At 58.7% G+C, this 22,143-nt stretch carries 19 protein-coding genes; 9 read left to right on the top strand and 10 right to left on the bottom strand.

Annotated elements, in window-relative coordinates; translation table 11 throughout:
• Positions 1–187: 187 nt before the first annotated feature.
• Positions 188–403 (bottom strand): GtrA family protein, encoded by a 216-nt coding sequence (locus AC1MEE_RS00460; protein WP_480413178.1) that lies wholly within the window; start codon positions 401–403, stop codon positions 188–190.
• Positions 404–530: 127 nt separating this feature from the next.
• On the opposite strand from AC1MEE_RS00460, the gene AC1MEE_RS00455 reads away from it, so the two are divergent.
• A complete protein-coding gene (locus tag AC1MEE_RS00455; RefSeq protein ID WP_480413177.1) occupies positions 531–1,658 on the top strand; it encodes an OpgC domain-containing protein in 1,128 nt (375 codons plus the stop codon).
• Positions 1,659–2,091: 433 nt separating this feature from the next.
• Here AC1MEE_RS00455 and AC1MEE_RS00450 read toward each other — a convergent pair whose 3' ends face one another.
• Positions 2,092–3,513 carry an amino acid permease gene (locus tag AC1MEE_RS00450; RefSeq protein WP_480413175.1) on the bottom strand — a complete coding sequence of 474 codons (1,422 nt, stop codon included), beginning with the start codon at positions 3,511–3,513 and terminating at the stop codon, positions 2,092–2,094.
• A 529-nt stretch (positions 3,514–4,042) separates the two neighbouring features.
• Between AC1MEE_RS00450 and AC1MEE_RS00445 the strand changes: the two genes are divergently transcribed.
• From AC1MEE_RS00445 to AC1MEE_RS00435, 3 genes are all read left to right on the top strand, one after another.
• Positions 4,043–7,168, top strand: coding sequence for a transglycosylase domain-containing protein (locus AC1MEE_RS00445; protein ID WP_480413174.1), 3,126 nt, complete (start codon positions 4,043–4,045; stop codon positions 7,166–7,168).
• Positions 7,169–7,257: 89 nt separating this feature from the next.
• The gene (locus AC1MEE_RS00440; RefSeq protein ID WP_480416115.1) at positions 7,258–7,827 is read left to right on the top strand and encodes a PadR family transcriptional regulator; all 570 of its coding nucleotides are present in this window, start codon (positions 7,258–7,260) and stop codon (positions 7,825–7,827) included.
• On the top strand, positions 7,827–8,627 hold the full coding sequence (locus AC1MEE_RS00435; protein WP_480413172.1) for a siderophore-interacting protein: 801 nt from the start codon (positions 7,827–7,829) through the stop codon (positions 8,625–8,627). The genes AC1MEE_RS00440 and AC1MEE_RS00435 overlap by 1 nt, the downstream gene beginning before the upstream one ends.
• Positions 8,628–8,677: 50 nt before the next feature.
• On the opposite strand, the gene AC1MEE_RS00430 is transcribed toward AC1MEE_RS00435, so the two are convergent.
• Together AC1MEE_RS00430 and AC1MEE_RS00425 are read right to left on the bottom strand one after the other, a co-directional pair.
• A complete protein-coding gene (locus AC1MEE_RS00430; RefSeq protein ID WP_480413171.1) occupies positions 8,678–9,340 on the bottom strand; it encodes a Pr6Pr family membrane protein in 663 nt (220 codons plus the stop codon).
• Between the two features lie 44 nt (positions 9,341–9,384).
• On the bottom strand, positions 9,385–9,609 hold the full coding sequence (locus tag AC1MEE_RS00425; RefSeq protein ID WP_480413170.1) for a VF530 family protein: 225 nt from the start codon (positions 9,607–9,609) through the stop codon (positions 9,385–9,387).
• A 354-nt stretch (positions 9,610–9,963) separates the two neighbouring features.
• Here AC1MEE_RS00425 and AC1MEE_RS00420 point away from each other — a divergent pair, with 354 nt between their 5' ends.
• From AC1MEE_RS00420 to cmoB, 5 genes are all read left to right on the top strand, one after another.
• On the top strand, positions 9,964–12,408 hold the full coding sequence (locus tag AC1MEE_RS00420) for a glucose/quinate/shikimate family membrane-bound PQQ-dependent dehydrogenase (protein ID WP_480413169.1): 2,445 nt from the start codon (positions 9,964–9,966) through the stop codon (positions 12,406–12,408).
• Positions 12,409–12,640: 232 nt separating this feature from the next.
• Positions 12,641–15,031, top strand: coding sequence for an endopeptidase La (gene lon, locus AC1MEE_RS00415; RefSeq protein ID WP_480416114.1), 2,391 nt, complete (start codon positions 12,641–12,643; stop codon positions 15,029–15,031).
• A 222-nt stretch (positions 15,032–15,253) separates the two neighbouring features.
• The gene (locus AC1MEE_RS00410; protein WP_480413168.1) at positions 15,254–15,646 is read left to right on the top strand and encodes a protease inhibitor I42 family protein; all 393 of its coding nucleotides are present in this window, start codon (positions 15,254–15,256) and stop codon (positions 15,644–15,646) included.
• A gap of 182 nt (positions 15,647–15,828) precedes the next feature.
• Complete coding sequence (gene cmoA, locus AC1MEE_RS00405) at positions 15,829–16,572, top strand: carboxy-S-adenosyl-L-methionine synthase CmoA (protein ID WP_480413167.1); 744 nt, start codon at positions 15,829–15,831, stop codon at positions 16,570–16,572.
• Positions 16,569–17,528, top strand: coding sequence for a tRNA 5-methoxyuridine(34)/uridine 5-oxyacetic acid(34) synthase CmoB (gene cmoB / locus AC1MEE_RS00400; RefSeq protein WP_480413166.1), 960 nt, complete (start codon positions 16,569–16,571; stop codon positions 17,526–17,528). The genes cmoA and cmoB overlap by 4 nt, the downstream gene beginning before the upstream one ends.
• A 113-nt stretch (positions 17,529–17,641) precedes the next feature.
• Here cmoB and pdxJ read toward each other — a convergent pair whose 3' ends face one another.
• From pdxJ to lepB, 6 genes are all read right to left on the bottom strand, one after another.
• Positions 17,642–18,382 carry a pyridoxine 5'-phosphate synthase gene (gene pdxJ, locus AC1MEE_RS00395; RefSeq protein ID WP_480413165.1) on the bottom strand — a complete coding sequence of 247 codons (741 nt, stop codon included), beginning with the start codon at positions 18,380–18,382 and terminating at the stop codon, positions 17,642–17,644.
• A 52-nt stretch (positions 18,383–18,434) separates the two neighbouring features.
• A complete protein-coding gene (gene recO, locus AC1MEE_RS00390) occupies positions 18,435–19,118 on the bottom strand; it encodes a DNA repair protein RecO (RefSeq protein WP_480413164.1) in 684 nt (227 codons plus the stop codon).
• 93 nt (positions 19,119–19,211) lie between these two features.
• On the bottom strand, positions 19,212–20,114 hold the full coding sequence (gene era, locus AC1MEE_RS00385; RefSeq protein ID WP_480413163.1) for a GTPase Era: 903 nt from the start codon (positions 20,112–20,114) through the stop codon (positions 19,212–19,214).
• A complete protein-coding gene (gene rnc / locus AC1MEE_RS00380) occupies positions 20,107–20,796 on the bottom strand; it encodes a ribonuclease III (RefSeq protein ID WP_480413162.1) in 690 nt (229 codons plus the stop codon). The genes era and rnc overlap by 8 nt, the downstream gene beginning before the upstream one ends.
• Positions 20,793–21,170, bottom strand: coding sequence for a DUF4845 domain-containing protein (locus tag AC1MEE_RS00375; RefSeq protein WP_480413161.1), 378 nt, complete (start codon positions 21,168–21,170; stop codon positions 20,793–20,795). Before AC1MEE_RS00375 ends, rnc begins: the two co-directional genes overlap by 4 nt.
• Positions 21,171–21,284: 114 nt before the next feature.
• Positions 21,285–22,139 (bottom strand): signal peptidase I, encoded by an 855-nt coding sequence (gene lepB, locus AC1MEE_RS00370; protein ID WP_480413160.1) that lies wholly within the window; start codon positions 22,137–22,139, stop codon positions 21,285–21,287.
• Positions 22,140–22,143: the final 4 nt, after the last annotated feature.

The following is a 22,143-nucleotide window of genomic DNA, read 5'->3' as shown; positions in this document are numbered from 1 at the left end:
CCAGGATCCATTGCGCAATTACATTGACGCTGTATTCTTGACACACTTCAGGAGCCAGCGATGATACCCCCGAGGAAAACATCGAGAAGTGTGTTCTTCATTATTAACAGGAACAATCAGTGAAATTTTCGAGACATATGCCCCCGAAAAATCACCTGTTTGGAGTAGAGATAACCGCAGACCAAACTTATGCCTGAAAACAAGACCCGGAGGTCTGAGCTTTAAAGGTGTATCGGGCATTGGCATAGAACGAAAATGACACCGCCACACTGAAGGCGGCCAGGTTGCTGTATGCCTGACTGATACCCACATGCAGCGCAACAAAAACACCCTCGTGAACCAGAGCGCATGACCCAGGGTCGGAGATTTTACCGTCGCGGGGAGCGAAAGCGCCCTGAGACATTCAGCAATACCCATTTTTTGCATTTACCGGCCAATAACGCCACCCTGCGCGCCCCCGACATGCGGCGCGGAACCTCTGCCCCCGCACGACCATCCTTACTTACATACCCGCTCAAGAGCCTGCCGTCATGCCTATCGAACGCGACCATCGAATCGACTTCTTTCGAGGTTTGGCGCTGATCTTCATTTTTTGGGATCACGTCCCCGACAACCCTTTCTCACAACTCACCGTGCGCAACTTCGGCTTCAGCGATGCCGCGGAAATCTTCGTGTTCCTCGCCGGTTACGCGGCGGTGCTGGCCTATGGGCGCATTGCTCAGCGCGACGGTTTTGCCGTCGCTTGCGTGCGTATCCTGCGGCGGGCATGGGTGTTGTATGTGGTGCATATTTTCCTGCTGACGTTGCTGATGGGCATCGTCTTCGTCGCCAACACTCATGTCGAAACCCGCGATATGGTTCAGGAAATGGGTCTGGGCTACTTCGTCAGAAATCCACAACAAGCGTTGGCCGATGAGTTGTTACTGCGCTTCAAACCCAACCTGACCGACCCATTGCCACTCTACATTCTGCTGTTGCTGGCTTTGCCGCTGATCCTGCCGTGGCTGCTACGCCAAGCCGAATACGTGGTGGGTCTGTCGATTGCGCTGTACCTGATGGTGCCGCTGTTTGGCTGGAATCTTCCGGCGTATGAAGGCGGTGTCTGGTACTTCAATCCGGTGGCCTGGCAACTGCTGTTCGTCCTTGGCGGTGCCTGCGCCGTTCGTGGGCAGCGACTGAGTGTTCGGCCGCCACGCCCCCTGAGGCAGCAACCGTTGTTCATGATCTCTGCGGCGTATGTGGTCATTACCGGGCTGATCGCGGTGTCGTGGAAATGGCCGGGACTTCATGATGCGCTGATGCCAAAAGCCATCACCGACGTGCTGTATCCCATCAGCAAAACCGACCTTTCGCCCGTGCGTCTGCTGCACTTCCTGGCGCTGGCCTACTGCACCGCGAAACTGCTGCCCTCCAGCCAGGCATGGCTCGACAACTGGCCCGCTCAGCAAACCTGCCGCATGGGCCGCTACTCGCTGGAAGTCTTCTGCCTGAGCGTACTGCTGGCCCCGCTGGCCGACATGGCCAACGCCTTGGCTGGCGACACCTGGCCGATGCAAGTCTGCACGGCGCTGGTGGGGTTGGGCTTGATGATGTTGCTGGCGGGTTGGCTGGATTGGAGCAAGCGGTTGGGGACACCTGCGCGGGTGGCGGTAGTTTGATCCAATGCTGACCGTACCGGCCTCTTCGCAGCGGGACGCGTAGTTACAAGCCTGCTCCCACAGGGGATACGTGCGATGCAAGAACCGTGGGAGGCCTCGCCGCGTCTTCGACGCCGCGCTGTCGCGCAGCAAACTCGGTCGCGATTCTGCCCGGAGGGCGTAGGAGCTGACTTGTCTGCGAAAAGGGCCGAAGGACCTTCCGACGATGGTGGATTCACCATTTTTGCCAGCGCTTCGCACTGGATCGCAGACAAGTCAGCTCCTACAGGGGGTCAGCGTTAGGCTGAAAATTGCATAAAAATTATGCTTTATTTTCAATGATTTATGCGTTGTTTGATGGGAGCAGGCAACGCTGCGAAGGCGATCTGGATCATAAGGCAGATAGCGAAAGCCCCGGATCACTGACCGGGGCTTTTGCGTTTCAGGTTGTGCGTTACGACGCCGTACGTACCACGCCAACCGTTTCGGTTTTCGGCGACAGTTTGAACACGTAGAACAGCACCGTCAGCAACACCAGAAACGCAGGACCAACGTAGAGTGCGATGCGGGTTTCTTCGAAGTAAGCCATCAGGCCGACTACCAGAATCAGGAACGCCAGCGCCAGGTAGGAGCTGAGCGGCCATAGCCACATGCGGAATTTCAGTTGATCACGCTCTGTCGTGCTCAGGCCGCGGCGGAATTTCAGCTGCGCCAGCAAGATCATGGCCCAGGTCCAGATCGCACCGAAGGTGGCGATTGCCGTCACCCAGACGAAGACTTTTTCCGGCACCAGGTAGTTGAGCAATACGCCCAGCAGCAGGACAAAAATCGACAGCAGCAATGCACGACGCGGTACGCCGTTGTCGGAGGTTTGCGCGAAACCACGCGGCGCCTGGCCGTTCTGCGCCAGGCTGTAAAGCATACGCCCGGTGCTGAAGATGCCGCCGTTGCAGGACGACAGTGCAGCGGTGATGACCACGAAGTTGATAATGCCTGCGGCGGTTTTGATGCCCAAGCGTTCGAAGGTCATCACGAATGGGCTGCCCTGGGTGCCGATTTCGTTCCACGGGTAGATCGACAGGATCACGAACAGCGCGCCGACGTAGAACAACAGAATCCGCCAGAACACCGAACCTATGGCGCTGGGGATGGTTTTCTGTGGGTTCTTCGCTTCACCGGCGGTCAGGCCAATCATTTCGACGCCGAGGTAGGCGAACATCACCATTTGCAGGGACATAAAAATGCCCTGCACGCCATGGGGCATGAAGCCACCGTGGCTCCACAGGTTGGAAATGCCCAACGCGACACCGTCGTTGCCGAAACCAAAGGCGATCACGCCGATGCCGCCCACGACCATGGCGATGATGGTGACGATTTTGATCAGGGCGAACCAGAACTCGAACTCACCGAAGGCTTTGACCGCAATCAGGTTGATGGTGCCCATGCTCACCAGAGCCGCCAACGCCCAGATCCAGCGCGGCACGTCGGGGAACCAGACGCCCATATAGACGGCCACGGCGGTGATTTCCGCAACACAGGTCACCAGCCACAGGAACCAGTAGTTCCAGCCGGTGAGGAAGCCTGCCAAGGGGCCGAGGTAGTCTTGTGCGTAACGGCTGAACGACCCTGCGACCGGATTGTGCACGGCCATTTCACCGAGGGCGCGCATGATCACCAGGATCGCCAGGCCACCGATAATGTAGGACAACATGATCGCTGGTCCCGCCATTTGGATAGCTTTGGCAGAACCGAGAAACAGGCCGACACCAATACAGGCACCCAGAGCCATCAGGCGGATGTGCCGCTCGCCCAACTCTCGTTTCAGAGGACCGCCTTGAGCGGTCTCAGCGTGCAAAGTGCGCTTGCCGACTGGCATATATTTACAACCTCGTATTGTTATTGGATGTAGTCAGTCAACGATTCAAAGCACCGGCGGGTGAGCCGACGCGCCGCATTATCAAGCTCATCCTTGTGAGCGAGCCCGTCATGCAGGAATAGTCCTACTGAAATCGGCGGCGAGCATTGCACAACAACGGTGCGCCACAGGCCTCGACAAAGAGCGTCAACCGGAAAGGGTCAGACGCACCCTCTCGCGATAGTCGCGCAGTATAAAAACCCACAGCCAGTGGTATTAACTATATAAACACCTTTATTTGGCGATAATTCACGGCAAAAACACCTTTCATAGAGGTATATATTCTGCCAATTCGCTTCCCCCTCATATGACCGCCTCTGAGTTCACTCCACCTCACGCTCCAACTTCGTGCGCTCGTGATTCCCGGGTATCGCCCACTGTTTTTTTTGAAGAATTTACCTACGGACGTCTTACAAATTTTTCCCCGATGGCGGCCAGCGTCTAAGCTTGTGACAGGTGCGATTAACATGATTAACCGGGCCAATCGAATATGGGCGCTTTGTGGAATTCTGATACTAAAAAGACCGTGATCCCTACTGACGGTGCTGATGACGCGCCATTGCCGAAACGTCCACGTCGTAAACGGTACGGGTGGCGTCTGTTCTGGTTGCTGGTACTGATGGGGCTGATAGCCCTAGGCTATGCCATAGCTACCGAAACCCGCAGTTCCAAACTACAAGCCCGTGAGTTCAGTCGCTTGGCCACCATGCTCAGCTACTCGATGCAGCCGGGACCGAGCAACTCGATTCTGTATCCCGGTGAGGGCCCTTTCGATAAGCGCTTGGGTTATTCGGCGCTGGATGAGTTTCTGCCGCGCCTGCTCAAGCACGATTACTTGGTGACCCAACAAACCCGGTTCTCCCCTGACCTGCTCATCTACAGCCAACACGGCTTCTTCGTGCCATATCAGGAGAAAATTCAGGCGGGGTTATCGATTACCGATTGCCGGGGGGCGCCGCTCTATCAGTTCCTCTATCCGCAGCATCTCTATTCCAGCTTTGCCGCGATTCCGCCGTTGGTGGTGAACAGCTTGCTGTTCATCGAGAACCGCGACCTGCTCGACACGGAGCAACCCTTGGCCAACCCCGCCGTCGACTGGCCGCGCTTTGCCAAGGCGGCGTTCTCGCAAGCGGCCAAACTGTTCGCCCTGCCCGGCCAATCCGCTGGTGGCAGTACGCTGGCCACGCAATTGGAAAAGTATCGCCATTCACCCGATGGTTTGACGCAGTCAGGCGGGGAGAAGCTGCGGCAGATGATTTCCGCCAGTGTTCGCGCTTATCTACCTGGCCAACAGACATTCGAAGTCCGGCAACGGGTGGTGCGTGATTACCTCAACAGTGTGCCGCTGTCCGCAGTGCCCGGGCATGGCGAAGTGCATGGCCTGGCTGAAGGTTTGCGCGTCTGGTACGGCGCGGATTTCGACAAGGTCAATCAGCAACTCAGCTCCACTGCCAACGATCCGAAGAGCCTCGCCCAGCGAGGTCTGGCGCTGCGTCAGGTGCTGTCTCTGGTAATTGCCCAGCGTCGGCCTTCGCATTATCTGGCCCGAGGACGCGAAGAGTTGGCGCAACTGACCGACAGCCATATTCGCCTGCTGGCGCAGAACGGCATCATTGATGAATCGCTAGCGAATGCAGCGCTGAAAAGCGTGGTGAGCTACCGCGATTGGGCGCAACAACCGACGATTCAGCCCATCGAAACCACCAAAGGCATCACCGTCGCCCGCACTCGCCTGTCACTGCTGCTCAATCGCCCGCTGTATGATCTGGACCGCCTGGACCTGTCGGCGACCAGTACCCTGCAATACGGTTTGCAGACCAGCGTCAGCCAATACCTGCGGGAGCTGGCAGACCCGGCTGTCGCTGCAAAACTCGGTTTGATCGGCGAGCACTTGCTGACCCCGACCAGCACCCGGCAGGTCAGTTACAGCTTCACGTTGTTCGAACGCGACCCGGATGGCGCACGGGTACGGGTGCAGACCGACAGCACCGACCAGCCTTTCGATATCAACGAAGGCAGCAAGCTGGAGCTGGGCTCTACGGCCAAAATGCGGGTGCTGACCAGCTACCTGGAAATCATGACCGAACTGCATCAGCGCTATGCAGGGAAAGCCCCTTCCGAGTTGAAAAAAGTCCCGGTCGAAGAGCAGGATCATCTGACCCGCTGGGCCCTCGATTACCTGATGCAGAACAAGGACCAGGACCTGTCGAAAATGCTCTCGGCATCGCTGGACAGACAGTACTCCGCCAGCCCCGGGGAGTATTTCTTTACCGGCGGCGGCATGCACCACTTCGACAACTTTCGTAAAGAAGACAACGGCCGCAGCCCGTCCTTGCGCGATGCGATACGCGAATCGATCAACCTGCCGTTCATTCGCCTGATGCGCGACATCGTGCGTTACAGCATCTATCAGTCACCCAACAGCAGTGCCCAATTGCTCACGAACGATGACGATCCCAAACGCCAGGAATATCTGAGCGATTTTGCCGATCGCGAGGGCACGGTATATCTCCTTCGTTTCTGGAAACGCTACAAGGGCAAGTCCACCCAGGACCGGTTGGACACCTTCCTCGACGGCATGCACCCCACGGCGATTCGCTTGGCCGCGGTGCATCGCTACCTGCTGCCCAACGCCGATCAGAACGCGTTCAACACCTTCGTTCGCTCACATCTGACCGAAGACAAAGTGGCGATCGACAAGCTGACCGACAAACGTCTCGACGAACTGTATAAGAACTACGGGCCCGGCGCGTACGACCTCCCGGATCAAGGCTACATCGCCAAGGTTCACCCACTGGATCTGTGGTTGATGGGTTACTTGCTGGAGCACCCGCAAGCGCAGTTCAAGGATGCGGTTGCCGCCAGTCAACAACAGCGTCAAGAGGTCTATAGCTGGCTGTTCAAAAGTCGCCACCGGAGCGCCCGCGACAGCCGGATTCGCACCATGCTGGAAATCGAAGCCTTCACCGACATCCATCGTCGCTGGCAACGGTTGGGTTATCCGTTCGACCATCTGGTGCCGTCACTGGCGACGGCCATCGGCAGCTCTGGCGACCGCCCGGCGGCGTTGGCCGAGCTGATCGGGATCATCCAGAACGATGGCATCCGCCTACCGGTATTGCGCGTCGACAGCCTGCATTTTGCCGCCGGTACGCCTTACGAAACACGGCTGACGAACAATCCCGATCTGGGCAAACGTGTACTGCCCTCGGAAGTCGCGACGGCCATGCGTGAAGCACTGTCGCAGGTGGTGGATGCCGGGACGGCCAGGCGCGTGCAGGGCAGTTTCAAACTCGCAGACGGCACTGTGCTACCCATGGGCGGTAAAACCGGTACCGGTGACAACCGGATCGAGAGCTTCGGCACCAGAGGTCGAATACTGGCTTCGCATTCGATCAACCGCACCGCGACCTTTGTGTTCTACATCGGTGCCAACCATTACGGCACGCTGACGGCATTCGTGCCCGGCCGCGCGTCTGAAGCCTTCAAATTCACTTCGGCGCTACCGGTGCAAGTGCTCAAGGGCATGGCCCCGCTCCTCAACCCTTACCTGACGCCGGGTAACCATACCGAGTGCCAGGTCCCGACTGCGCCCATGCAGGCAAGCACCCAATAAGAACCGTTCGCCTTTAGCTCTTGCGTGCAAAGTTAGATATATCTTAAGGTATATCTAACTTACGCAGGAGAGAGAGAAAAATGAGAGATATGGGTGACCCCCCTCACCATACCCACCGAGAACACGGTGACGGTCGCGATGGTTTTGAAAAACGCCCCGGTCGTGAACGCGGCGGTCGCGGTCCACGCGTCTTCGCCCCCGGCGACCTGAAATTACTGCTGCTCGCCTTGATCGCCGAACAACCCTGCCACGGCTATGACTTGATCCGCCAGATCGAAGGCATGTTCGATGGCGCCTACAGCCCCAGCCCCGGCGTGATCTATCCGACGTTAACCTTTCTTGAGGAAAGCGAATTGATCCTCGGCGACGCTCTGGGCGGAAAAAAACGCTACACCGTCACCCAGGCCGGCCAGCAATCACTGGTTGAGCAAGCCGTCGCGCTGGAGGGTGTACGCATGCGCATCGACGTCAGCAAACGCTCTTTACGTGGCCACGATCGGCCGCCGGAAATCCATGAAGCCGTGCATAACCTGCGTCATGCGCTGCAACTGCATCACGGTCGCTGGAGCGCGGAAGAAATCCTGCGCGTGCGCGATCTGCTGAACAACACCGCTAAAGCCATCGTCGATGGCCCACTCAGCGCCTCGGAGAAGTATTGATGAATTCGCAGCACACTATTTACCCGCAAGGCGATCACCAGCAAGGCATTCACCGTATCAGCCATGAAATCAAACGCCGCAAACTGGACGTGCTGCGCGTCGTCGACCTGACGCCACGGATGCGCCGCATCACCCTGGGTGGGCCGCAACTGGAGGGCTTCATCAGTCTGGGCACGGATGACCACGTGAAATTGATCTTCGCCCAAACGCCCGAAGAGCAGGCCGTACTCGACACCTTCGTTCCTGGCTCCCCAAGCGACGGCCCGCGCCCGACGATGCGCGACTACACGCCACGACGCTATGACCCAGAGACCGGCGAGCTGGACATCGATTTCGTCCTCCACGGCGATGGCCCTGCCGCCACTTGGGCGGCGCAGGCTGAGCCGGGACAGTGCCTGCACATCGCAGGTCCTCGCGGCTCGATGATCGTCCCGGATATGTTCGACAGCTACCTGCTGATCGGCGACGAAACCGCCCTGCCCGCCATTGCCCGTCGCGTGGAAAATCTGGCTGCCAATCGTGCCGCTTTGGTGGTGGTCGAGATCGCCGATTCGTCCGAGCAACAGACCTTGCACAGCCCGGCGCAGGTGGACGTGATCTGGGTGGTGAGGGGTGAGCAGGATATGGTGGAGGTCACCCGCAGGCTGGAAATGCCGGAAGGCAAATTGTACGCCTGGGTGGCAACTGAAACGGCGTTGTCGCGCAAGCTTCGTCGTGTGCTGTTGAACGAGTTCGGCCTGGATGAAGCCTCGGTCAAAACCGTTGGCTATTGGCGGCTGGACGAGTCCGACGAAAGCTGAGTTGGCCATTTGAGATGAATGCCATGGGGTCCTCAGCGGACCGCATGGGTTCAGCTCCTGGCTTTGCGACCTTTGAGCCAGTCAAGTCCCAGCAGCACCAGTGAAATCAGCACGAACCCCGCCAGTACACCGCCGGCGTTGATAAAGGCCTGTGGATAACCGAGCGTGCCGACGTCGACGAAGGGGTACATGTAGTCGCCGATCAAATCGCCGCGCAACAGCAGGTAGGCGAAATACACCAGCGGATAGATCATCCACAACAGCAGATGACTCGGGCGCAATAGCCCTTTCGGCACGTAGAGCCACCAATACAGCAGAAACAGCAGCGGCATGATGTCGTGCAGCAATTCGTCGGCGATCCATTGCCAGCCTTCGGGTCGCCACAAATGGCGCAGCAACAGGTTATAAGCAATGCTCACCAGCGCGATGCTGGCCGCAATGCCACTGCACACCCACGGGGTGCGGAAGAATCGATGACCACTGGAGCCTCTGGTGCTGATCGCGCACGTCAGGGCAGTCGCCACCAAGGTGTTGCTCAGCACGGTAAAAAAACTGAAAAACCTCACCAGCCCGCCCAGCAGACTCGCTTGATCTGCCCACCGCGCGATAAAAATCAGGTAGAGCTGAATGGCCAAAGCCGACCATCCCAAGAGTGCCGCGATGAGGGTAAAGCTGCGCTGCCCCTGCGCCTGTTGCGTGTGCTGGCTGTACATCATTGTTGTCCTTGAGTCCTGAGTCCCGCGCAACACGCGATCACTCAACCTTTGCTGCGTTGCAACTTCATGTACAAGGCTTCGACCTTCTCCCGCGCCCACGGTGTTTTACGCAGAAAAGTCAGGCTCGACTTGATGCTCGGATCACTCTTGAAGCAGCGAATATCGATGCGTTCAGCCAATCCCGACCACTCGTAATGCGCCACCAGCGCGGTGAGGATCTGCTCCAGCGTTACGCCATGCAGAGGGTTGTTGTTGGATGTCGTCATGCAAGGCCTTCGAACTGATGTGAGGGGGACTTGCCCCGTAAGGTGCGCACCTTAGCCGAGCCTTCCGGCAGCGGGAAGAGCCAAGCATGCCGAGACCTTGAATTGGCCACCTTTGCTCCACGCTGAATAGCGCATTGCAGGGAGTCTAGCGGCTCGCAACGATCGATTCACTGTTACTGAACTCTGCGCACAGGCAGGTGCCTATGAACAAAGCCCGTCGAATCTTGATCACGGTGCCGAGCGCCTGTCGATCGAAAATCGGTGGCTCATACGCATGTTCTCCGTCTGAACTAGGCTCACGAGCAGGCTTAACGAACACAGCGGCAACCCTTAATCATCATGGAGAAACACACTATGAGCGCTGATGGTGCTTTGAGCAGAACCCGCCTGTTACCCACATTACTCGGCCTGCTGTTGCTGCTGATGGGCCTGGCCATGTTGGCTGGCGGGATAAAACTGAGTCTGCTGGGGGGGTCGCTGTATTACCTGCTGGCGGGTATCGGCTTTGCCGTGACCGGTGCACTGCTCATCGCCGGACATCGTGCTGCACTGGGCCTGTACGCGCTGATTCTGTTCGCCAGTACGGTCTGGGCGCTGTGGGAAGTCGGTCTGGATTGGTGGCAACTGGTGCCACGTCTGGCGCTGTGGTTCGCTTTAGGCATTGTGCTTTTACTGCCGTGGTTCCGCGGCCCGTTGTTGCGCGGCCAGTCTGCGGGAATGGGTACAGGCGCACTCAGCATCGCCGTGATCCTCGCCGGTCTTGCCGCGCTGACGAGCCAGTTCATCAACCTTGGTGAAATCAAGGGCCAACTGGGTCGCGACACTGCCGGTACCACCAACACCGCCCCGGCCATGCCCGACGGTGACTGGCAGTCCTACGGTCGCACCGCTTTCGGTGATCGCTATTCGCCGCTGGCGCAGATCACCCCTGAAAATGCCGGCAAGCTGGTGCCGGCCTGGACCTACCGCACCGGCGACATCCCCGGGCCGAACGATCCGGGTGAAACCACCGCCGAAAACACTCCGCTCAAGGTCAACGGCATGCTCTACGTGTGCACGCCACACAGCCAGGTGATCGCACTGGACCCGGACACCGGCAAGGAAATCTGGCGTTTCGATCCGAAGATCAGCACCATGAAAGCGGCCAACTTCAAGGGTTGGGCACACATGACCTGCCGTGGCGTGGCATATCACGATGACGCCGCTTATGCCGCAGCTGCAGCTCCTGCGCCCACTGCTTCGGCGATGCCTGCACAAAGCCCGGCAACGCCTGCCGTCGCCGCGACTACCGCCAACTCGTGCCCGCGTCGTTTGTTCCTGCCGACGGCCGATACCCGCTTGATGGCGGTGAACGCCGACACCGGCAAACTGTGCGAAGACTTCGGCGACAAAGGCTCCGTCGACCTGAACGCCAACATCGGCACCTTCGCGCCTGGCGGTTACTACTCCACCTCACCACCTGCCGTGACCAAAAACCTGGTGGTGATCGGCGGCCACGTCACCGATAACGTGTCCACCGATGAGCCTTCCGGCGTGATTCGTGCGTTTGACGTGCACACCGGTCGTCTAGTGTGGAACTGGGACAGCGGCAATCCGGATGACACTACCCCTATCGCTCCGGGCAAGACCTATACCCGCAACTCGCCAAACATGTGGTCGATGTTCAGCGTCGACGAAAAACTCGGCATGCTTTACCTGCCGATGGGCAACCAGACGCCTGACCAGTGGGGGGGTGGCCGCACTCCGGAATCAGAAAAATACAGCGCGGGCCTGACTGCGCTGGACATCGACACCGGGCACGTGCGCTGGACCTTCCAGTTCACCCATCACGACCTGTGGGACATGGACGTGGGCGGTCAACCGACACTCATGGACATGAAAACCGCTGATGGCGTGAAACCGGCAGTCCTTGCGTCGACCAAGCAGGGCAGCGTCTATGTGCTGGACCGCACTAACGGTCAGCCGATTGTGCCCATCAACGAAATCCCGGTTCCGCAGGGCGCTGTCGCAAGCGATCGCTCAGCACCAACCCAGCCCAAGTCCGACCTGAACTTCATGCCGCCTCCCCTCAAGGAGCGCGACATGTGGGGCGTGACGCCGTTCGATCAGATGCTCTGCCGGATCGACTTCAAATCCCTGCGTTATGACGGCCCCTTCACCCCGCCATCGCTGCAAGGTTCGATCATCTATCCAGGCAACTTCGGCGTGTTCGATTGGGGTGGTATCTCTGTTGACCCCGTGCGTCAGATCGCTTTCGTGAACCCGAATTACATGGCGTTCACCTCCAGGCTCGTTCCGGCGGCCGAGGTCGAAGGTGGTCCAGGTCGTAAAAGCGAAACCAAAGGCGTGCAGCCGAACAAGGGCGCGCCGTATGGCGTGATTCTCGAAGCGATGCTCTCGCCCATGGGCCTGCCTTGCCAGGCGCCAGCGTGGGGTTATGTGGCGGCCGTGGACCTGACGACTCACACAACCATCTGGAAACACAAAAACGGTACCGTGCGTGACAGCTCTCCGATCCCGCTCCCATTGACAATGGGCGTGCCAAGCCTGGGCGGCACGTTCACCACTGCGGGTGGGGTAGCCTTCCTCAGCGGCACCCTGGACCAGTACCTGCGCGCCTACGATGTTCGTAACGGCAAGCAACTGTGGGAGGGTCGCCTGCCGGCAGGCGGCCAGACCACACCGATGACCTACACCGGCAAGGACGGCAAGCAATACGTGCTGGTCATGGCGGGCGGTCACGGTTCGCTGGGCACCAAACAAGGCGACTACATCCTGGCGTTCAAACTGCCGGACTGAAGTGTGCTGATGCAATGAAAAAGGCGGCTACCGAGCGGTAGCCGCCTTTTTTTGGCTTCGCTAACGACGATGCAGGAGCCGACAAAAGGCAGGTAGCACATCGCACGGCAACCCGAGCTCGACCGAATCTATTTGCTCACACCATTGAAACGAGTCCTGCCGCGCCCCATCTAAACACCATATTCACTTGTGCAGGTGCCCCATGAGCGACCAGCAAACCGACTCACCGAATGTGTCAGATGACGTTAATGCCGAGCACGAAGTAAGCCTGAGTTCGACCAGCACCAGCCTGACCCTGCCGGACCAGAACCTTCCGGATAAGGTCTATATCATCCCGATCCACAATCGCCCCTTTTTCCCGGCTCAAGTGTTGCCGGTGATCGTAAACGAAGAGCCCTGGGCCGAGACCCTGGAGTTGGTCAGCAAGTCCGATCACCATTCCCTGGCCCTGTTCTTCATGGACACGCCACCCGATGACCCCCGCCATTTCGACACCGCCGCCCTACCGGAATACGGCACGCTGGTGAAGGTGCATCACGCCAGTCGCGAAAACGGCAAACTGCAATTCGTGGCCCAGGGCCTGAGCCGCGTGCGCATTCGCACCTGGCTCAAACACCATCGTCCGCCGTATCTGGTGGAAGTCGAATACCCGCATCAGCTCCACGACCCGACCGATGAGGTCAAGGCCTACGGCATGGCCCTGATCAATGCGATCAAGGAACTGCTGCCGCTCAATCCGCTGTACAGCGAAGAGCTGAAAAACTACCTGAACCGTTTTAGCCCCAACGACCCGTCGCCGCTGACCGATTTCGCCGCGGCGCTGACGTCGGCCACCGGTGTTGAACTGCAAGAAGTGCTCGATTGCGTGCCCATGCTCAAGCGCATGGAAAAAGTCCTGCCAATGCTGCGCAAGGAAGTCGAAGTCGCACGCCTGCAGAAAGAAATCTCCGCCGAAGTGAACCGCAAGATCGGTGAGCATCAGCGCGAATTCTTCCTCAAGGAACAGCTCAAAGTGATCCAGCAAGAGCTGGGGTTGAGCAAGGACGATCGCAGCGCCGATATCGAGCAGTTCGAGCTGCGCCTGGAGGGCAAGACCCTGCCACCTCAGGCACGCAAGCGGATCGACGAGGAAATCAACAAACTCTCTATACTGGAAACCGGCTCACCGGAATACGCGGTGACCCGCAACTATCTGGATTGGGCCAGCTCGGTGCCGTGGGGCGTCTACGGTAAGGACAAGCTCGATCTCAAACATGCGCGCAAAGTGCTCGATCAGCATCATGCCGGGCTCGATGACATCAAGAGCCGGATCCTCGAATTCCTCGCGGTCGGCGCCTACAAGGGCCAGATCAGCGGTTCCATCGTGTTGCTGGTCGGCCCGCCAGGCGTGGGCAAAACCAGCGTTGGTCGCTCGATCGCCGAATCCCTGGGCCGGCCGTTCTACCGTTTCAGCGTCGGCGGTATGCGCGATGAAGCCGAAATCAAGGGCCACCGTCGCACTTACATCGGCGCGCAACCGGGCAAACTGGTTCAGGCGCTCAAAGATGTCGAAGTGATGAACCCGGTGATCATGCTCGACGAGATCGACAAGATGGGCCAGAGCTACCAGGGCGATCCGGCCTCGGCGCTGCTGGAAACCCTCGATCCGGAACAGAACGTGGAATTCCTCGATCACTACCTGGACCTGCGTCTGGACCTGTCGAAAGTGCTGTTCGTCTGCACCGCCAACACCCTGGACTCCATCCCCGGTCCGCTGCTGGATCGTATGGAGGTGATTCGCCTGTCCGGCTACATCACTGAAGAAAAACTCGCCATCGCCAAACGCCATTTGTGGCCCAAACAGTTGGAAAAAGCCGGAGTATCCAAAGCCAGCCTGTCCATCAGCGACAACGCATTACGTGCGGTCATCGACGGGTACGCCCGTGAGGCCGGGGTCCGGCAGCTGGAGAAACAACTGGGCAAACTGGTGCGCAAGTCAGTGGTCAAGCTGCTGGATGACCCCGCATCGGTGATCAAGATCACGCCGAAGGACCTGGAAGCTTCGCTGGGCATGGCGGTATTTCGTAACGAGCAAGTGCTGTCCGGTACCGGCGTCATCACGGGCCTGGCCTGGACCAGCATGGGCGGCGCGACGTTGCCGATCGAAGCGACCCGGATCCACACCCTCAATCGCGGCTTCAAACTCACCGGGCAACTGGGCGCCGTGATGAAGGAGTCCGCGGAAATCGCCTACAGCTACGTCAGTGCGAACCTTGCGCAATTCGGCGGCGACCCGCGCTTCTTCGACGAAGCCTTCGTGCACTTGCATGTGCCCGAAGGCGCCACCCCCAAAGATGGCCCGAGTGCCGGGGTAACCATGGCCAGCGCTCTGCTGTCCCTCGCCCGCAACCAGCCACCGAAAAAAGGCGTGGCCATGACCGGTGAACTGACGCTGACCGGGCATGTACTGCCGATTGGCGGCGTGCGGGAAAAAGTCATCGCGGCGCGGCGGCAGAAGATCCGTGAGTTGATCCTGCCCGAACCCAACCGTGGCAACTTCGAAGAACTGCCGGACTACCTCAAGGAAGGCATCACCGTGCACTTCGCCAAGCGGTTTGCGGACGTGGCGAAGGTGTTGTTCTAACAGACCGCGTCAAGCCCCTTGTAGGAGCTGCCGAAGGCTGCGATCGATCGGGAACCGGTCGCAACGTTTGATATTTATGAATGCCGTTCCGGCCTTATCGCAGCCTTCGGCAGCTCCTACAGGGATTTTGCGTATTGCTTGGAAACATAGAATCTCCCACATAACCTCATCTCCCCCATCTTCAGTTATGCTCGCCATACGTTGTGTACGACTGGAGCTTTCATGACTGCTGCCCGCCTGCTCGTCCCGCTGAGCCTTGCCCTGCTTGCTGCCTGTGCGCAACAGCCACGGCAGATCGTCACCATTGAAAAACAGAGCGAATGCCCGCTGAAGCTGAAAGCCGGGCAAACCGTGCTGCTGACACTGCCAAGCACGCCCGAAACCGGTTATCGCTGGACGGTGCAGAACCCTGCGCCCGACGTATTACGCAGCCTTGGGCCAGAGGTCTACAGCAATCCGGAAGACGCAGGGCTGGTGGGCAGCGCCGGACAATCGGTGTGGCGTTATCAGGCCGCCAACGCCGGGACCGGGCGGCTGTTGATGATCTATCAGCAACCCTGGGCGCCGGAAGTGGCGCCGATGCAGACCTTCGATTGCTCGATCACGGTCAACTGATGGACCGAGGGGACTGATTTATTTTCAGCGCTTCATCGAAAATTAATCTGTCCCGCTTTAGGCCTTCACGCTTTAGGCTCCCACAGAGTTTGTGTGCACGGCCCCGTCTGACAGGACACATCGCATCCCGCGCTCAACCCGGCTAAAATGCCGACCTTTTCACCCTCTCCGCTGGAACCGTCGTGAGCAAAGAACCTGATCGCATTTTCGCCCAGCCCTTGGCCCAGGTGCCTGATTTCGCTTTCAACGAGGACGTGGTGCGGGTTTTTCCGGACATGATCAAGCGTTCGGTGCCGGGTTACCCGACCATCGTCGAGAACCTTGGCGTGCTCGCGGCGCAATTTGCCCAGCCCCATAGCGTGCTGTATGACCTGGGCAGTTCCCTTGGCGCGGTGACTCAGGCCTTGCGCCGCCATGTCCGCAGCGAAGGTTGTAAAGTGATTGCTGTGGATAACTCGGCGGCGATGGTTGAACGCTGCCGCGAATATCTCAACGCACAGGACTCGATGTTTCAGGAGTTGCTGCCGGTTGAAGTGATCGACGGCGACATCCTCGCGCTGCAGTTCCAGCCCGCGTCGGTGGTGGCGCTGAATTTCACCCTGCAATTCATCGCCCCAGAGCAACGTCTGGCCCTGCTCAGTCGTATTCGCCAGGCACTGGTGCCGGGCGGTGCGTTGATCCTCTCGGAAAAGCTGCGCTTCGATGATGAGCAAGAACATGCCCTGCTCACCGATCTGCACATCGCGTTCAAACGCGCCAATGGCTATAGCGATCTGGAAATTGCCCAGAAGCGCAGCGCCATCGAAAACGTGATGAAGCCCGACAGCCTGGAGGAACACCGCGAGCGTCTGCTCACCGCCGGTTTTTCCAAGGTGGTGCCGTGGTTCCAATGCCTTAACTTTGCCTCGTTGATTGCCCTGCCATGATTGATCTCGCTCCTCTGGTCCGCCGCTTGGCGGGCACCCCCCTGGCTGAATGGGCCAACGGCCTGCAAGCACAACTCGACGCCAAGATGGAAAAGGGTCACGGCGACCTGGAGCGCTGGCAAAGCGCGCTGGACGCGCTGCCACAGATGCTGCCAACCCGCATCGATCTGACCGAAAGTTTTACCCTGGATAACGATTGCGACGCCGACACCCGCGCGCAGATGCACAAGGCATTGATGGGCCTCTCGCCCTGGCGTAAAGGACCGTTCGATGTGTTTGGTGTGCATATCGACACCGAATGGCGCTCGGACTGGAAATGGTCGCGGGTTTCGCCGCACCTCGATTTAAAAGGCAAGCGCGTGCTGGATGTCGGTTGCGGCAACGGCTATTACCAGTGGCGCATGCTGGGCGCCGGGGCCGACAGCGTGATCGGCGTCGATCCGAACTGGCTGTTCTTCTGCCAGTTTCAGGCGATCCAGCGTTATCTGCCCGACTTGCCCGCCTGGCACCTTCCGTTCGCACTGGAAGACTTGCCGGCCAATCTCGAAGGCTTCGACACCGTGTTCTCCATGGGCGTGCTCTATCACCGTCGCTCGCCCATCGACCACTTACTGGCGCTGAAAGACTGCCTGGTCAAAGGTGGCGAACTGGTGCTGGAAACCTTGGTGGTGGAAGGCGATGTGCAGCAAGTACTGGTACCGGAAGACCGTTACGCACAAATGCGTAACGTCTGGTTCCTGCCATCGGTGCCCGCCCTTGAGCTGTGGCTGCGGCGCGCGGGGTTTGTCGATGTGCGCTGTGTGGACGTCAGCACCACCACGGTTGAAGAACAGCGCAGTACCGACTGGATGCGCTTTCAGTCGTTGAGTGATTATCTGGATCCGGCTGATCACAGCCGCACAGTGGAAGGCCTGCCAGCGCCAATGCGGGCGGTGATTGTGGGGCGTAAGCCTTAGATCTTTAGCGTCTGATATTCAGCCATCGCGGGCAAGCCCGCTCCTACATGGAACGCAATCAGTTGTAGGAGCGGGCTTGCCCGCGATCGGTCGCGCAGCGGCCGTAATGGTGACTACTTAGCAGCCGCCAGAATCAACGCTTTCATCTCCGCCACTGCCGCTTTGAAGCCGACGAACAAGGCATGCGCCACCAGCGCATGGCCGATGTTCAACTCGTTGATGCCCTTGATCGCCGCGACCGCTTCAACGTTGTGGTAGTGCAGGCCATGACCGGCGTTGACGATCAAGCCTTGGGTCAGACCAAACGCCACGCCGTCAGCGATCCGCTTCAATTCTTCGGCGACTTCGCTCGGTGTTTGCGCATCGGCATAACGACCGGTGTGCAGTTCGATGGCCGGTGCACCAATACGTTTGGACGCCGCAATCTGCCGCTCGTCGGCATCGATAAACAACGACACTTCACAACCGATCTTGGCCAGACGATCGACCGCCGCCTTGATCCGCGCTTCCTGCCCCGCGACATCCAGACCGCCTTCGGTGGTGAGTTCCTGGCGGGTTTCCGGGACCAGGCAGATGTGCGCCGGGCGAATGCGCTCGGCGAACGCGAGCATCTCTTCAGTGACGCCCATTTCGAAGTTCATTCGCGTTTGCAGCACATCCTTGAGCAACAACACGTCGCGTTCCTGGATATGCCGGCGATCTTCGCGCAGGTGCACGGTGATGCCATCGGCACCCGCTTCTTCCGCATCCAGCGCCGCTTTTACCGGGTCCGGGTAACGGGTGCCGCGGGCCTGACGCAGGGTGGCGACATGGTCGATGTTCACGCCAAGAAGAATGCGAGTGCTGTGGGTCACGGATGTCTCCTAAAAATTTGATCAAAACAGACCGCAGCAGCATAAAGCTTGCTCACGGCTTGCGAAACAGTTCACGGCTGACTAACGGGCGACCGCCCAGGTGCACAGCCAATGCCTGACGCATCAGACGCTTGGCCGCCGCCAAGGCACCCGGCGCGCTCCAGTCGGCTTCAGCCATGGCCAACAGCTCGACGCCCTGAAACAGCCCCGGCTGCAACAACCACACTCGCTCCAGCCCGGCATCGACCTTCAAACGGTACATGCCGTCGGCTTCCACCGGATCGCCATTGATATCGGCACCCAGCTCGAAGCCGTAGCCCAGATCATCCAGCAGCCGCCATTCGAACGAGCGTAACAGGGGTTCCAGCGGTCGGCCGTCAGCCAACGCCAGCAACGTGGCGGCATAGTGATTGAAAACAGCGGGGTGGGGATCTTCAGCAGGTAACAGGCGAATCAACAACTCGTTCAGGTACAACCCGCTGAACAACGCGTCGCCGCTGAGCCAAGTGGAAAGACCTGCACTTTCCATACGCCCGACGTTTTTCAACTCGCCACGCCCACGGAACTCGACTTCAAGCGGAACAAAGGGACGGGCCAGGGTGCCCGCCTTGCCGCGAGCACTGCGCAACACAGCTCGCAGCCGACCTTGAGGCGTCAGGAAATCGACCAATGCGCTGTTTTCACGGTACGCCCGGCTGTGCAGTACATAAGCAAGTTGGCCGGTTGGCGCGCTCATCGTTCAGGCAGGCTCGCAGATCGCAGCGATGGGAAAGGTATAACGTGGCCCGATGATCAGTCGGCGAAGCGACCGATCATCGGGCTGTCTGGTTTACAGGTCGCCGTAACCCAACGAACGCAGGGCGCGCTCGTCATCGGACCAGCCGCCTTTGACCTTGACCCAAAGATTGAGCATAACCTTGGAGTCGAACAGCAGCTCCATGTCCCGGCGCGCATCCGTGCCGATACGTTTGATCCGCTCACCCTTGTCGCCAATGATGATTTTCTTCTGGCCATCACGCTCGACCAGAATCAGCGCATGGATGTGCAGGGTCTTGCCCTGCTGCTTGAACTCTTCGATTTCCACGGTGATTTGATACGGCAGTTCGGCACCGAGCTGACGCATGATCTTTTCGCGAACCAGCTCGGCGGCCAGGAAACGGCTGCTGCGGTCGGTGATCTGATCTTCAGGGAAAAAGTGCTCATTTTCCGGCAAATGGTCGGCGATCAAGCGCTCCAGCGCTTCAAGGTTGTGACCCTGCTGCGCGGAAATCGGCACGATCTGCGCGTTCGGCAGTTGCCCTTGCAACCACTCCAGATGCGGCATCAGCGTGGCTTTGTCTTCGAGGCGGTCAGTCTTGTTGATCGCCAGGATCACCGGGCCCTGCACGTATTGCACGCGCTCAAGCACCATCTGGTCTTCATCGGTCCAACGGGTGCGATCGACGACGAAAATCACCACATCGACGTCTTTCAACGCCGCCGAGGCGGTTTTGTTCATGTAGCGGTTGAGCGCTTTCTCGCCGTTCTTGTGCATACCGGGGGTATCGACGTACACCGCCTGTACCGTGCCTTCGGTCTTGATGCCGAGCATGTTATGACGGGTGGTCTGCGGCTTGCGCGACGTAATCGCCAGCTTTTGCCCGAGAATATGGTTGAGCAGCGTGGATTTGCCCACGTTGGGGCGGCCGACAATGGCGACATAGCCACAGCGTGTTGCAGTTGAATCAGTCATGGCCGTTCTCCACGCCAAGGGCAATGAGTGCTGCGGCCGCTGCTACCTGTTCGGCAATGCGACGACTGACACCCTGGCCCCGGCTTTTTTCATTCAATAAGTTGATCTCGCACTCGACGAAAAACGTCCGGCAGTGCGGCTCGCCCTGGATATCCACCACTTCGTAACGCGGCAGTTCGCAGGCACGCGACTGGAGAAACTCCTGCAGCCGGGTTTTGGGATCCTTGTTGGTATCGACCAGCGTCAGGCTGTCGAACTCGGTGGTCAGCCAGGCCAGCACGCGCTCGCGCGCCATGTCCATGCCGGCATCCAGATAGATCGCACCGATCAACGCTTCGAGGGCATCGGCCAGAATCGATTCGCGGCGGAAACCACCACTTTTCAATTCGCCGGAGCCCAGACGCAGGTACTCGCCCAGATCAAAACCACGGGCCAGCAGAGCCAGCGTCTCGCCTTTCACCAAGCGTGCCCGAAGGCGCGACAACTGACCTTCGCGCGCCAGAGGAAAGCGGTCGAACAGCGCTTCACCGGCGACGAAATTGAGAATGGCATCACCGAGGAATTCCAGACGCTCATTGTTGCGCCCGGCAAAGCTGCGGTGTGTCAGGGCCAGGACCATCAGCTCCTGGTCCTTGAAGGTATAGCCGAGCTGACGCTCCAGGCGACTCAAGGAAACGCTCACGGTTTACCCACGCTGAATTCGTGGTCGAACTTCACCACCAGATCGATATTCTGGATCAGTGGCTCACGTTTTTCATATTTCAAATGGGCGAGGAACTGGTTGTTCTCCACCGTCACACTTAACGCCTTGTTCAAATCCAAATCCCGAATGCTGTTGACCTGCATGCCTTTACTGACATGGCTGTAAAAATCGCTGACCGTCGTAATTTCCAGCGCTTTGTCGGTTTCGACCGAGCTAATGATTTTCTTCATCGACATATAGTCGAGGTAGTGCGGAATCAGTTTGAAGGCCGTGCTCGCCGCAAAAGCGACCAGAGCCAATGCCAGCAACCACCCCAGAAACGACAAGCCTTTTTGCGAACCGGCGAATGTCATGTTCGACCTCAAGCGTAGCTGCTCTATTGTGCCAGCAAGGTTTGTGTTCCGTTGCCAGCGTTTCAAGCCAGCCCAAATGACATACGGCGCTGTTGAGTACAGCGCCGCATTTGGCTACTTGATCAGGCCAACCCGCGAGAAGTTCGGGAAGTGACTCAGTTTCGGCTCAGGCCAGCTCATCCAGACAGCGAAGGCTTTGCCGACGATGTTCTTGTCGGGGACCATGCCCAACTCGTCCTTTGGAATATTGGGATCATCCCAAAAACGGCTGTCATTCGAGTTGTCCCGGTTGTCACCCATCATGAAGTAGTGTCCGGCTGGCACAGTCCATTCATTATCCGGCAGCGCACGGTAGCGGCTCATTTCCTGACGGATCTGGTGCTCGACGGCGCCGAGCTTTTCTTGGTACAGCTCTGCGCTGCCCAAGGTTCCAGGCTCGGAGCCGATCAGTTGCTTGGCCACCAGATCTCCGTTGACAAACAGACGCTTGTCGCTGGTGTAACGGATCTGATCACCCGGCAAGCCGACCACACGCTTGATGTAATTGACGCTCGGGTCGCTTGGGTAGCGGAACACCATGACATCGCCACGCTGAGGATCACCGACACGGATCACTTTCTGATCCAGGACCGGCAAACGAATGCCGTAGGAGAACTTGTTCACCAGGATGAAATCACCCACATCCAGCGTTGGTTTCATCGACCCCGAAGGAATCTGAAAAGGCTCGACCAGAAAAGAGCGCAATACCAGGACGATGAACAGCACCGGAAAGAACGATTTGCCGTATTCGACCAGCAGAGGCTCCTTGTTCAAGCGCTCTACGACCGCGACGTCCGGCTGGCTGACGCTGCCCTGATAAGTCGCTATCGCCGTCCGCCGGCGTGGCGCCAGAATGACCAGATCGAGCAATGCAAGTAAACCGCATACGGCTACAGCGATGACCAACAACAGCGGGAAATTTAGTGACATAGGA

This window comes from Pseudomonas sp. ASL3, assembly GCF_056680425.1.
This window is presented reverse-complemented; position numbering and strand designations above follow the sequence as displayed.